The sequence below is a fragment of the Actinomadura sp. WMMB 499 genome, assembly GCF_008824145.1.
GTDB lineage: Bacteria > Actinomycetota > Actinomycetes > Streptosporangiales > Streptosporangiaceae > Spirillospora.
This window is the reverse complement of sequence record NZ_CP044407.1, coordinates 5,455,146-5,467,112: the sequence shown is the minus strand read 5'-3', so window position 1 is coordinate 5,467,112 and position 11,967 is coordinate 5,455,146. Positions and strand designations below refer to the sequence as shown.

Here is an 11,967-nt window from a genome sequence, read left to right as displayed (position 1 = left end):
CGAGCCAATTCACAAATTGTTGGGGCGATAGTAATGCGCTTCCGCAACTCGCGCCTGAGAACCAAGATCACGGCCCTGTTGCTTTCCCTCACGGCGCTCTGGGTTTTCGCGGCCTGGGTCACCTTGCGCGAGGGCGTCAACCTCCTCGGCGTGAGCTCGCTCGACAGCGCGCTCGCCCAGCCGACGGACCCGCTCATCGCCGAGTTGCAGCGCGAGCGGCGGCTGTCCATGGTGCAGCTCGCGCGGCCGAACACCGCCACGCAGAGCGCCCTCGCCGCCCAGCGCCAGGAGACCGACAAGGCCCGGACCGAGGTCATGGGGCTCGCCACCGGCGGCAGCGTCGACTGGTTCGCCGACGACACCCTCGAAACGCGCCGCGACGACATGCTCGAGCGGCTGAGGTCGCTGGAGAACTCCCGCCGGATCGTCGACGCGCGCTCCGGCGAGCGCGATCAGGTGAGCGGCCAGTACACCGACGTCATCTCGTCCATCTTCGAGGTCTACGACGCGCTCGCGACCCTGGACGACGAGGCGTTCGCCCGCGACACCCGGCTCCTCCTCGAACTCAACCGCACCTGGGAACTGCTCTCCCAGGAGGACTCGCTGCTCGCCGGCGCCCTCGCGACCGGCCGGATGAGCGACGCGGAGATGATCGAATTCACCCAGCTCGTCGGGACGCGCAGGCACAACCTGAACGCCGCGCTAAACGACGTCCGGGAATCGGACGGCACCGTCTACGCCGACCTCACGAAGAACGAGAAGATCGTCGGCATCGCCACCCTCGAGAACCAGATCATGCAGGGCTACCGCATCGGCCGCCCGACCCGCAGCGGCGTGCAGCCCGCGGTGACGGCCGAGCAGTGGAACGCCGCCGCCGAACCCGCCCTCGCCGAGATGCGCACAAAGATCCAGGGCGCCGGTGACCGGCTGGTCGACCGGGCCACCCCGATCGCCGCCGGGGTCATCCTGCGGCTCGCCCTCGCCGGCGGCCTCGGCCTCCTCGCGGTCATCGCGTCGGTCGTCGTGTCGATCACGACGGCCCGCGCGCTCGTCCGGCAGCTCGAGCGCCTGCGCGCGGCCGCGTTCGAACTCGCGGAGAAGCGGCTGCCCGGCGTCGTCGAACGCCTCGGCCACGGCGAGAAGGTGGACGTCGCCACCGAGGCCCCGCCGCTGCGGTTCGGCAGCGACGAGATCGGCGAGGTGGGGCGCGCGTTCAATGTCGTCCAGGAGACCGCGATCCGCACGGCCGTCGAGCAGGCCGAGCTGCGCCGCGGCATCCGTGACGTCCTACTGAGCCTGGCCCGCCGCACCCAGACGCTCGTGCACCGGCAGCTCACCATGCTCGACACGATGGAGCGGCGCCGGGACATCGAGACCAGGGAGCTCGAGGAGCTCTTCCGCCTCGACCACCTCGCGACCCGGATGCGGCGCAACGCCGAGAACCTCATCGTGCTCTCCGGCGCGCTCCCCGCCCGCGGCTGGCGCAACCCGGTGCCGATGGTCGACGTCGTCCGCGCCGCGGTCGGCGAGGTCGAGGACTACACGCGCGTCAGCGTCCTGCCCTTCGGCTCGATGGGGCTCGCCGGACGCGCGGTCGGCGACGTCACCCACCTGCTGGCCGAGCTGATCGAGAACGCGGTGTCGTTCTCCCCGCCGGACACCGTCGTGCAGGTCGGCGGCCACCTCGTCGGCAACGGGTTCGCGATCGACATCGAGGACCGCGGGCTCGGCATGACCGACGAGAAGCTCGCCGAGATCAACGGCCGGATCGTCGACCCGCCCGACTTCAACCTGCAGAGCTCGGTGCAGCTCGGCCTGTTCGTGGTCAGCAAGCTCGCCGAGCGCTACGGCCTGCAGGTCATGCTGAAGCGCTCCGCGTACGGCGGGACCACCGCGGTCGTCGTGATCCCCAGCGAACTGATCGTCGACCAGCCGGAGGACCGGCAGCCCGCGCCGCCGCGGACCGCCGTGAAGGACGCGCCCACCACGCCGAACGGCCTCGAGGTCCGGCAGCCCGCCGGAGTCGGCGCGGCCGCCGCACCCGTGGCGGGTACCGGTCCCGCGCTCGTCGCGGTGCCCGGCGTTTCCGGGCCGAAGCCCGCGAGCGATGCGGCCGTCCCCGCCGGGGCGGCCCGGCCCGGTGACGGCGCCCCCGTGGACGAGACACGCTCCCCAGGGGACGACCCCCGGCCCGCCTCCCCGGCGGACACCGGGGAACGTCCCGTGACCATCGAGCCGGAGGATCTGCCACCCGTGCCCGACATCTCGACAACACCGTCCGGACTGCCCGTCCGGGTGCCGCAGGCCAACCTTGCCGAACCCCTGCGCACCGACGAACCCGCCGCCGCCCCGCAACCGGACGAGGACGACGACCCCGGCCGCTCCCCCGAGGAGATCAAGCGGATCATGGGCTCCTACCAGCGCGGCACCAGGCAGGGCCGTAGTGACGCGGCCACGACCCTCGGCAACACGGAAGGCGAGGAAGAGCAGTGACGCAGAAGACGGGGTCCGCATCCGACCTTGGCTGGCTGCTGGACGACCTCGTTCGCAGGCTCCCGCACACCCGCAGCGCGGTCGTCCTGTCGGCCGACGGACTGCTCATGGCGTCCTCCGAAGGCGTCACCCAGGACGACGGCGAGCACCTTTCGGCGGTCGCGGCCGGGATCCAGAGCCTCGCCAAGGGGGCCGGGGTCCGTTTCGGCGGCGGCCCGGTCCGGCAGACGATCATCGAAATGCAGTCGGCCTTCCTGCTGGTCACCGTGGCCGGGAAAGGCGCCTGCCTGGCCGTGCTGGCCGAGGAGGAGGCCGACGTCGGCCTGATCGCCTACGAGATGGCGATGCTCGTCACCAGCATGGGGCACCACCTGACGACACCATCGCGCAACGAGGCGGGTGCCTGATGGTATCCCCCGAGGATCCCGAGCTGTGGCCGGACGAGCCGCGGCAGGAGTTCCGGCCGCAACCGCAACCGCGGCCGACCCCCGAGCCCGAGCTGATGGACGACCGCGCCGGCCCCATGGTCCGCCCGTACGTGATGACCAGCGGGCGGATGGAACCCGCCCGCGGCAAGTTCGACCTCATCACCCTCGTGGTGGCGTCCGGGCCGGACCCCGAGGGCGCGATCGGCCTCGGTCCCGAGCACCTGTCGATCATCCGGCTGTGCCAGTCGGTGATGTCGGTGGCGGAGCTCACCGGCCACCTCGACCTTCCCGTCGCCACCGTCCGGGTCATGCTCGGCGACCTCCTCGACAAGGGGTTCGTCATGATGCAGGAGCCCGAGCCGGAGGCGGACATGCACGACATCAGGCTCTACAAGGCGGTGATCGATGGTCTCCGGGCCCTCTAGTGTGCGCGCGCGTCGGCTGCCCACCGCGGTGAAGATCGTGATCGCGGGCGGTTTCGGGGTCGGGAAGACCACGATGGTCGGGACCGTCTCGGAGACCCGTCCCCTGCGGACCGAGGAGATCCTCACCGACGAGAGCGTCGGCGTCGACGACGTCTCCGGCGTCGAGCGCAAGACGACGACGACCGTCGCGATGGACTTCGGCCGGATCACGATGCGGGACGAGTACGTCCTGTACCTGTTCGGGACGCCGGGCCAGCAGCGGTTCTGGTTCATGTGGGACGAGGTGACGCTCGGCTCGCTCGGCGCGGTCGTCCTCGCCGACACCCGGCGGCTGTCCGACTGCTTCCCCTCGGTCGACTACTTCGAGCGCCGCAACACCCCGTTCATCGTCGCGGTCAACTGCTTCGAGGGCGCGCAGCAGTACGACCTGGCGGAGATCCAGATGGCTCTCAACCTGGGCCCGAAGGTCCCCGTCATGCTGTGCGACGCCCGCAAGCTCGACTCGTGCAGGGAGGTCCTCATCGACCTCGTCCTGCACGCCATGAAGGCACGCGGCCTCAGCGAGGAACAACCGGTCTGAGAACCCGGGCGGACGGCCCCGAGGCTCCGGCGATGTCCGGATTCCCGGGGCCTTCGCGTGCCGTTCCCGGGCCGCCGTCCGGGCGTCCGCCGGACGGGCGGAGTCCCGCTGCGACGAGGGGTCAGCCCGTGCGGCTCACGACGTAGTCGCAGAGGGCGGTGAGGGCGTCGCGGGCGGGGTTGGCGGGGAGGGTGAGGAGTTCGGCGCGCGCGTCCTCGGAGACGCGGTGGAGGTCGGCGCGGGCGCGGTCCATCGCGGGGTGGGCGCGCAGGAGGGCGAGGGCCTCGGCGTGGAGGGCGTCGTCGGTGAGGTCCGCGGCGAGCAGGTCGCGCAGGCGCGCGTCGTCGGGCCCGGAGCCGGTGCCGCCGAGCACGTGGTGCATCGGGAGGGTGCGGATGCCCTCGCGCAGGTCGGTGCCGGGGGTCTTGCCGGACTCCTCGGTCTCGGACTCGATGTCGAGGATGTCGTCGGAGAGCTGGAAGGCGATGCCGATCTTCTCGCACGCCGAGGTGACCGTGTCGACGGTCGAGGTGGGGGCGCCGGACAGCAGGGCGCCGAACTGGCCGGAGACGGCGATGAGGGACGCGGTCTTGTCGGCGAGGACCTGCAGGTAGTGCTTGAGGTGGTCGGCGCCCTCGGCGGGGCCGGTGGTCTCCTCGATCTGGCCGCGGACGAGGCGGGCGAACGCGCGTGCCTGGATCCGGACGGGCTCGGTGCCGAGATCGGCGAGCAGGTCGGACGCGCGGGCGAACAGGTAGTCGCCGGTGAGGATCGCGCGGGTGTTGTCCCACCGGACGTTCGCGGACTGCCGGCCGCGCCGGACGGTCGCCTCGTCCATCACGTCGTCGTGGTACAGGGTGCCGAGGTGGGTGAGCTCGACGACGACCGCGGCCGGGACGAGCCCGGCCGCGTTCGGGTCGCCGAAGTGGGAGGCCAGCGAGACCAGCATGGGCCGGAACCGTTTGCCGCCCGCCTCGACGAGGTGCTTGGACGCCTCGTCGAGCATCGGGTTGTCGCTGCGGACCGAGTCGAGGAGCAGCTCCTCGACGGCGGCCAGGAAACGTCTGCTGTCGGCCGCGAGCGCCGGGTCCACGGGAAGCCCGAACGGGCCGGTCGCCTGCACGGCCGGCCCGCCGGACTCCTCAGCGAAGGCGTTGCTCACCCAAGACTCCCTACCGGACGAACATCTGCGTGGTGGCATCTCCCGCCAGGTCGAGGATCGGCTGCGGGAGCACGCCGAGTACCACAGTAGCCGTCACTCCGACCGCGACGACGATCGCGGTGGCCGGAGGGGCCACGACGACGGGGCCGTCGGCCTCCGGCTCGCTGAAGAACATGACGACGATCACGCGGACGTAGAAGAACGCGGCGACGGCCGAGGCGATGACGCCGACGACGACCAGGGGCGTCGCCCCGCCCTCGACGGCCGCCTTGAACACCGCGAACTTTCCGGTGAAACCGCTGGTCAGCGGGATACCGGCGAACGCCAGGAGGAACAGGGAGAAAACGCCCGCCACCACCGGGGAGCGCTTGCCGAGCCCGGCCCAGCGGGACAGGTGCGCCGCCTCGCCGCCCGCGTCCCGGACCATCGTGACGACGGCGAACGCGCCGATCGTCGTGAACCCGTAGGCCGCCAGGTAGAAGAGCGAGCCCGACAGGCCGTCCTGGGACGTCGCGATCACGCCCATGAGCAGGAAGCCCGCGTGCGCGATGGACGAGTACGCGAGCATCCGCTTGATGTCGGTCTGCGTGATCGCGACGATCGCGCCCGCGACCATGGTGAGAATCGCCACACCCCACATGGCGGGCTCCCAGTCCCATTCGAGTGTCCCGAACGCCACGTAGTAGACGCGGAGGATCGCGCCGAACGCGGAGACGAGGGTGCAGGACGCCATGAGCGCGGTGATCGGGGTCGGTGCGCCCTGGTAGACGTCCGGCTTCCACATGTGGAACGGGACGCCGCCGAGCTTGAACAGCAGCCCGACGGTGAGGAGCGCGACACCGGCGAGGAGCAGGGTCTCGTTGCCCGCGTCCCGGCTGATCTCCTGGGAGATCGCCCCGAGCGTGACCGACCCGGCGTAGCCGTACAGCAGCGCGATGCCGTACAGGAAGAACGCCGAGGAGAACGCGCCCAGCAGGAAGTACTTGACCGCGGCCTCCTGGGAGAGGAGGCGGCGGCGCCGGGCGAGGCCGCAGAGCAGGTACAGCGGCAGGGACAGGACCTCGAGACCGACGAACATGGTCAGCAGGTCGTTGGACGCCGGGAAGATCAGCATGCCCCCGACGGCGAACATCATCAGCGGGTAGACCTCGGTCTGGACGACGCCCGCCGACTGCGAGGTCTGCTCGGCCTCGCTGCCGGGCAGCGCGGACGCCTGCGCGGCGAAGTGCCCCCGGCGGCCCGGTCGCCGCCGCGCTCGGCGATCAGCAGCAGGCTGACGAGCGCCAGCACCAGGATGGTGCCCTGCAGGAACAGGGTGGGGCCGTCGACGCCGAGGGCCCCCTCGGCGACGACGTGGTGCGGGACGCCGCCCCAGGCGAGCCCGATCGTCCAGACGAACCCGCCGAGCAGGCCGAGGAACGCCAGCGGGGCCTGGATGCGGGGCCGCCAGGCGCGGCCGGCGAGCGCCTCGACCAGCACCCCGACGATGGCGACGCCGAGGACGATCAGCAGCGGGGCGATCTCGGCGTACTCGATGTGCGGCGCCGGGATCTCGGCGCCCTGCGCGAGCGTGGTCATGGGCGGGCTCCGTTCTCGGCGACGGTGGGCGCCGGATCCCGCTGGTCCACGCGCACCAGCGTCTGCTCCACCGACGGATTGATGACGTTCAGCACCGGCTGCGGGAAGAAGCCCATCGCGACGATGATCGCGAGGATGGGCGCGACGGCCCACTTCTCCCGGGCCGTGAGATCCTTCATGCCCTCGACCGCGGGGGTCGCCGGGCCGCCCATGGTGCGCTGGTACGTCCACAGGATGTAGATGGCGGCGAGGACGACGCCGCTGACGGCGAGGACCGCGGCCCACTCGTACCGGCTGAACGTGCCGACGATCACGAGGAACTCGGACACGAACGTGGACAGGCCGGGCAGCGACAGGCCGGACAGGCCCGCGAGGAGGAACGCCCCGGCGAGGACGGGCGCGGCCTTCTGCACGCCGCCGTAGTCCCCGATCCGGGCCGACCGCCGCCGGACGATCATGAAGCCGACGAGCAGGAACAGCGCGCCCGTCGAGAACCCGTGGTTGATCATGTAGAGCGCCGCACCCGACTGCCCCTGCGAGGTCATCGCGAAGATGCCGAGGACGATGAACCCGAAGTGCGAGACGGACGTGTAGGCGATCAGGCGCTTGAGGTCGACCTGCCCGATCGCGAGGACCGCGCCGTAGATGATGCTGAGGACGGCGAACGCGAGCACGACCGGCGTGGCCCACTTGGCCGCGCCCGGGAACAGCTCCAGGCAGAACCGCAGCATCCCGTACGTGCCGACCTTGTCCAGGACGCCGACGATGAGGACGAGCGCGCCCGCCGGGGCCTGCTGCGCCGCGTCGGGCAGCCAGGTGTGCAGCGGCACCATCGGCGCCTTGATCGCGAACGCGATGAAGAAGCCGAGGAACAGCCACTTGGCGGTGGTCGGGTCGATGTTCAGCTGCGACAGCTCGGCGAACAGGAACGTCCCCTGCCCGAGCCCGCCCTCGGCCTCCGGCTTCGCCGACAGCGGGTACAGCCAGATCACCGCGACGAGCATGATCAGCCCGCCGAACAGGGAGTACAGCAGGAACTTGACCGCGGCGTAGGAGCGCTGGGCGCCGCCGAAGTACCCGATGATGAAGTACACCGGGATGAGCATCGCCTCGAAGAAGACGTAGAAGAGGAACACGTCGGTCGCCGCGAAGACGCCGATCATGGCCGCCTCGAGGGTCAGCAGCAGCGCGAAGTACGTCTTCACGGACCGCTTCGCCGGGACGTCGACGCCGCCGGACCGGTCGTCCTCGCTCCAGGACGCCAGCATGACGAGCGGCACGAGGATCACCGAGAGCACGACCAGGGTGAGCGCGACGCCGTCGACGCCGACCGCCCAGTGCACCCCGAACGCGGGGATCCAGTCGTACTTCTCCTCGAACTGGAACCGGGCGCCGCCCGGATCGAACGCCGCGGCCATGACCAGGGTGAGCACCCCGACCACGAGCGAGACGCCCAGCGCGAACTGCTTGACCAGCGCGTCCCGTCCGGACGGCAGCGCCGTGAGGACGGCGGCGCCCACCAGCGGCAGCGCGATGAGGACGGTCAGCCAGGGAAAGTCGCTCATGACACGTTCACCACCAGGAGGGCGGCCACCACGACGGCGGCGCCGCAGAACATCGAGAGTGCGTAGGACCGGGCGAAGCCCGTCTGGACCCGGCGGAGCCGGCCGGACCCGCCGCCGACCCCGGCGGCGATGCCGTTGACGGCGCCGTCGACGCCGCGCCCGTCGAACCAGACCGCGAGGCGGGTCAGCCACTGGCCGGGCCGCATCAGCAGCGACTCGTTGAGGGCGTCGCCGTACAGGTCCTTGCGGGCCGCGACGGTGATGAACGACCCGGCGGGCTGCTCGCGCGGCACCTTGCGGGCGCCGTACTGCCGCCACGCGACGGCGATGCCGATCAGCACCAGCACCAGCGTGGCGATGCCGGGCCCGGTGACCGGGTTGAAGTGGTGCTCCTCCTCGGGGTGGCCGACGACCGGCTCGAGGAAGTGCCCGAACCCGCCGAGGACCAGGAACCCGCCGGCGAACAGCGAGCCGAGGGACAGCAGGATCAGCGGGACGGTCATGACCTTCGGCGACTCGTGCGGGTGGACGTCGTCCGCCCAGCGCTTCTCCCCGAAGAACGTCATGAACATGACGCGGGACATGTAGTAGGCGGTGATCGCGGCGCCGAGCATCGCGCAGCCGCCGAGGATGTACCCGGACGTGCCGCCCTTGTGCAGGGCCGTCTCGATGATGACGTCCTTGGTGAACCAGCCGGACAGGCCCGGGAACCCGATGATCGCGAGGTAGCCGAGTCCGAACGTGATGTAGGTGATCATCATGACGCCGCGGAGCGCGCCGTAGTGGCGCATGTTCACGTCGTCCTTGGTGCCGTGCATGACCGACCCGGCGCCGAGGAACAGGCCCGCCTTGAAGAAGCCGTGCGCGATGAGGTGCGCGATGGCGATGACGTACCCGGCCTTGCCGAGCCCGGCGGCCAGCGTCATGTAGCCGATCTGCGACATCGTCGACCCGGCGAGGGCCTTCTTGATGTCGTCCTTGCCGCACCCGATGATCGCACCGGCGAGCAGCGTGGCCGCCCCGACGATCGTCACGACGAGCTGCGCGGTGGTCGACAGCTCGAAGATCGGCCCGGACCGGACGATCAGGTAGACGCCCGCGGTGACCATCGTCGCCGCGTGGATGAGCGCCGACACGGGCGTCGGGCCCTCCATGGCGTCCAGCAGCCAGGACTGCAGCGGGAGCTGCGCCGACTTGCCGCACGCGCCGAGCAGGAGCAGCAGCCCGACGGCGGTGGCCGTCCCGGTGCTGAGCTGCGCGGCGAGGCCCACGTTCTCGGCGCCCTCACCGAGCACCTCGGTGAAGTCGATCGAGCCGAGCGAGCTGAACAGCAGGGCGATCGCGAGGATCAGCCCCATGTCGCCGACGCGGTTGACGACGAACGCCTTCTTCGCGGCGGTCGCGGCGGTCGGCTTGTGCTGCCAGAACCCGATCAGCAGGTACGACGCGAGACCGACGCCCTCCCAGCCGATGAACAGCACGACGAAGTTGCCGCCCAGGACGAGCAGCAGCATCGCGGCGACGAACAGGTTCAGGTACGCGAAGAACCTGCGCCGGTCGGGGTCGTGCTCCATGTAGCCGATGGAGTAGACGTGGATGAGCGAACCCACGCCGGTGATCAGCAGGACGAAGCTGATGGACAGCGGGTCCACCAGCAGGTCCATGCCGACCTGGAACGAACCGACGTCGATGAAGTCCCACAGGTGCAGGGTGCGGCGCCGCTCCTCGGCGCCGTACCCGAGCATCTGGGCGAACATCGCCGCCCCGACGACGAACGCTCCGACCGACATGGCGACGCCGAGCAGGTGCCCCCAGCGGTCGGTGCGCCTCCCCCCGAGGAGGAGGATCGCGGCGCCCGCGAGCGGCAGCGCGATCAGGAGCCAGGCCGCGGCCTGGATGCCTTCGGCTTGCATCCCCGCCCTCTCAGTACTTCAGCAGGTTCACGTCGTCGACCGACGAGGACCTGCGGGTCCGGAAGATGGTCATGATGATCGCCAGACCCACCACGACCTCCGCGGCGGCCACCACCATCACGAAGAAGGCGATGATCTGGCCGTCGAGATTGCCGTGCATGCGGGAGAACGACACGAACGCGAGGTTCGTCGCGTTCAGCATGAGTTCGACGCACATGAACACCACGATCGCGTTGCGCCGCACGAGGACGCCGACCGCTCCGATGGTGAACAGGATCGCCGAGAGCGCCAGGTAGTGCTCCGGGCTCATTTACCGGCCTCGCCTTCGTTGCCCTGGGCCGTCCCGCCGCCGCCGGCGGGACCGCCCGCGGCCGGAGAGCTCGACTTGACGACGCGCGACTCGGCGCCGGCGTCCTCGGCCTCGTCGGTGACGGCCCGGACGGCGGCGACGTCCGCCTCGGCCGCCTCGGTCTCGGTCTCGCCGTGCAGGTCGGCGTGCCGCTCGATGGTGTCGGTGCGGGCGGCGATGACCGGGTTGATCGACAGCGGCGACGGGGTCCCGTCGGGCAGCAGCGCCGGCATGTCGACGGCGTTGTGCCGGGCGTAGGTGCCGGGACCGGGCAGCGGCCCCGGGTGCTCGCCGGACGCGAACCGGCGCACCGACAGGTCCCGCTGCGTCGGCTTCGGCACCAGCCGCTCGCGGTGCGCCAGCACCATCGCGCCGAGCGCCGCGGTGATCAGCAGCGCGCTGGTCGCCTCGAACGCGAACACGTACTTGGAGAACAGCAGCCGGGCGATCCCGACCAGGTTGCCCTCGGCGTTCGCGGCGGCCAGGCCCCTGGAGTCGTCCAGCATGGCGTTGCCGATGCCGACGCCCAGCAGGGCGACGAACCCGATCGCGCCGACCGCCGTCCAGAACCGCTGTCCCCGGAGCGTCTCGACGAGCGAGTCGGTCGAACTGACCCCGACGACCATCATGACGAACAGGAACAGCATCAGCACGGCGCCGGTGTAGACGATCACCTGGACGAACGCCAGGAACGGCGCGTTCTGCAGCGCGTAGATCGCGGCGAGCGAGAGCATCACCGTGGCGAGCAGCAGCGCCGAGTGCACGGCGCGCCGCACGAAGATCATGCCGAGCGCGGCGCCGACCGACACGACGGCCAGCAGCCAGAAGAAGAACGGCTCCCCGGCCTGCCGGTCGGCGACCTCCGCCGCGAGGACGTTCCCCGCGAGCACGTGCGCGTTCACTTGCGGTCACCGCCCTTGCGGGCCTTCTTGCGCTTCTCCGCCGCGACGGCCTGGTCGGCGCTCGCCCGGCCGCCCTCCTCGGACGGGACGGCCGGTGCAGCGGCCGCGTCGTCCTGCAGGCCGAGCCGGTAGTAGTCCTCCTCGGTGTCGCCGAGCCGCATCTCGTGCGGCGGCGCCTCCATGCCCTCGCGCAGCGGCGCCAGCAGCATCTCCTTGGTGTAGATGAGGCTCTCGCGGCTGTCGTCGGCGAGCTCGTACTCGTTCGTCATCGTCAGCGCCCGGGTGGGGCACGCCTCGATGCAGAGCCCGCACAGGATGCAGCGCAGGTAGTTGATCTGGTAGACGCGGCCGTACCGCTCGCCGGGCGAGTAGCGCTCGTCGGCGGTGTTGTCGGCCCCCTCCACGAAGATCGCGTCGGCGGGGCAGGCCCAGGCGCACAGCTCGCAGCCGATGCACTTCTCCAGCCCGTCCGGCCACCGGTTGAGCTGGTGGCGGCCGTGGAACCGCGGCGCGGTCGGCCGCTTCACCTCGGGGTACTGAACGGTCTCGCTCTTGCTGAACATCTGGTGGAA

10 protein-coding genes and 1 pseudogene are annotated in these 11,967 nt (G+C 70.9%); 4 read left to right on the top strand and 7 right to left on the bottom strand.

Annotated features, from left to right (window positions below; genetic code table 11):
• The first annotated feature begins 78 nt into the window (after positions 1 to 78).
• Genes F7P10_RS24465 through F7P10_RS24450 form a run of 4 tightly spaced genes read left to right on the top strand, consistent with a single transcriptional unit; the run spans position 79 to position 3,926 of the window.
• Positions 79 to 2,493: a nitrate- and nitrite sensing domain-containing protein gene (locus F7P10_RS24465; protein WP_254715992.1), complete on the top strand. Its 2,415-nt coding sequence runs from the start codon at positions 79 to 81 to the stop codon at positions 2,491 to 2,493.
• Positions 2,490 to 2,900 carry a roadblock/LC7 domain-containing protein gene (locus tag F7P10_RS24460; protein WP_151012584.1) on the top strand — a complete coding sequence of 137 codons (411 nt, stop codon included), beginning with the start codon at positions 2,490 to 2,492 and terminating at the stop codon, positions 2,898 to 2,900. Before F7P10_RS24465 ends, F7P10_RS24460 begins: the two co-directional genes overlap by 4 nt.
• Positions 2,900 to 3,346, top strand: a complete 447-nt coding sequence (locus tag F7P10_RS24455) for a DUF742 domain-containing protein (RefSeq protein ID WP_151012582.1) — start codon at positions 2,900 to 2,902, stop codon at positions 3,344 to 3,346. The genes F7P10_RS24460 and F7P10_RS24455 overlap by 1 nt, the downstream gene beginning before the upstream one ends.
• Positions 3,327 to 3,926: an ATP/GTP-binding protein gene (locus tag F7P10_RS24450; protein WP_151012581.1), complete on the top strand. Its 600-nt coding sequence runs from the start codon at positions 3,327 to 3,329 to the stop codon at positions 3,924 to 3,926. The genes F7P10_RS24455 and F7P10_RS24450 overlap by 20 nt, the downstream gene beginning before the upstream one ends.
• A 121-nt stretch (positions 3,927 to 4,047) precedes the next feature.
• Here F7P10_RS24450 and F7P10_RS24445 read toward each other — a convergent pair whose 3' ends face one another.
• From F7P10_RS24445 to nuoI, 7 genes and pseudogenes are all read right to left on the bottom strand, one after another.
• Positions 4,048 to 5,049, bottom strand: a complete 1,002-nt coding sequence (locus F7P10_RS24445) for a polyprenyl synthetase family protein (protein WP_254716799.1) — start codon at positions 5,047 to 5,049, stop codon at positions 4,048 to 4,050.
• Between the two features lie 49 nt (positions 5,050 to 5,098).
• A pseudogene (gene nuoN, locus F7P10_RS24440) lies at positions 5,099 to 6,666 on the bottom strand (NADH-quinone oxidoreductase subunit NuoN).
• Positions 6,663 to 8,231 carry an NADH-quinone oxidoreductase subunit M gene (locus F7P10_RS24435; RefSeq protein ID WP_151012577.1) on the bottom strand — a complete coding sequence of 523 codons (1,569 nt, stop codon included), beginning with the start codon at positions 8,229 to 8,231 and terminating at the stop codon, positions 6,663 to 6,665. The pseudogene nuoN and the gene F7P10_RS24435 overlap by 4 nt, the downstream one beginning before the upstream one ends.
• Entirely contained in the window at positions 8,228 to 10,144 is a 1,917-nt protein-coding gene (nuoL, locus tag F7P10_RS24430; protein ID WP_151012575.1) for an NADH-quinone oxidoreductase subunit L, read from the bottom strand. Before nuoL ends, F7P10_RS24435 begins: the two co-directional genes overlap by 4 nt.
• Positions 10,145 to 10,154: 10 nt before the next feature.
• Positions 10,155 to 10,454 carry an NADH-quinone oxidoreductase subunit NuoK gene (nuoK, locus tag F7P10_RS24425; protein ID WP_151012573.1) on the bottom strand — a complete coding sequence of 100 codons (300 nt, stop codon included), beginning with the start codon at positions 10,452 to 10,454 and terminating at the stop codon, positions 10,155 to 10,157.
• Complete coding sequence (locus F7P10_RS24420; protein WP_254715991.1) at positions 10,451 to 11,395, bottom strand: NADH-quinone oxidoreductase subunit J; 945 nt, start codon at positions 11,393 to 11,395, stop codon at positions 10,451 to 10,453. Before F7P10_RS24420 ends, nuoK begins: the two co-directional genes overlap by 4 nt.
• Positions 11,392 to 11,958, bottom strand: coding sequence for an NADH-quinone oxidoreductase subunit NuoI (gene nuoI, locus F7P10_RS24415; RefSeq protein WP_254716798.1), 567 nt, complete (start codon positions 11,956 to 11,958; stop codon positions 11,392 to 11,394). The genes F7P10_RS24420 and nuoI overlap by 4 nt, the downstream gene beginning before the upstream one ends.
• Positions 11,959 to 11,967: the final 9 nt, after the last annotated feature.

Excerpts from the sequence above, each read along its gene's own strand:
- F7P10_RS24455 (WP_151012582.1), top strand. The coding sequence starts at position 2,900 with ATGGTATCCCCCGAGGATCCCGAGCTGTGGCCGGACGAGCCGCGGCAG.
- nuoL (WP_151012575.1), bottom strand. The coding sequence starts at position 10,144 with ATGCAAGCCGAAGGCATCCAGGCCGCGGCCTGGCTCCTGATCGCGCTG.
- F7P10_RS24435 (WP_151012577.1), bottom strand. The coding sequence starts at position 8,231 with ATGAGCGACTTTCCCTGGCTGACCGTCCTCATCGCGCTGCCGCTGGTG.
- nuoK (WP_151012573.1), bottom strand. The coding sequence starts at position 10,454 with ATGAGCCCGGAGCACTACCTGGCGCTCTCGGCGATCCTGTTCACCATC.
- nuoI (WP_254716798.1), bottom strand. The coding sequence starts at position 11,958 with ATGTTCAGCAAGAGCGAGACCGTTCAGTACCCCGAGGTGAAGCGGCCG.
- F7P10_RS24450 (WP_151012581.1), top strand. The coding sequence starts at position 3,327 with ATGGTCTCCGGGCCCTCTAGTGTGCGCGCGCGTCGGCTGCCCACCGCG.